This window comes from Mycobacterium sp., from assembly GCF_008709575.1.
GTDB lineage: Bacteria > Actinomycetota > Actinomycetes > Mycobacteriales > Mycobacteriaceae > Mycobacterium.
This window is the reverse complement of record NZ_VYIK01000149.1, coordinates 744-969: the sequence shown is the minus strand read 5'-3', so window position 1 is coordinate 969 and position 226 is coordinate 744. Positions and strand designations below refer to the sequence as shown.

Below are 226 nucleotides of genomic sequence, written 5' to 3'. Positions count from 1 at the left end.
GCCCGCCCGGGCGGCGATCACCCCGAGTTGATCCAGCGACAACCGGCCCTCGGCCAGACCCGCCGCGCAGCGGGGAAACTCCTCCAACCGCTGCGCCACGGTGGCGATGCTGTGGGCATTGGCCGAGGACACCCCCAGTTTCCAGGCCACCAACGCCGCCACCGAGCGCGCCCCGTCGCCCCCCACAACTGGTCGCGGTCGATTTCGGCGACGATCCGCACGATGC

Annotated in this window: 1 pseudogene; it reads right to left on the bottom strand. The window is 72.1% G+C overall.

From position 1 onward, the window contains the following. Window positions 1–226 (bottom strand): annotated as a pseudogene (locus F6Q13_RS17385) (DUF222 domain-containing protein); the annotation flags it as partial.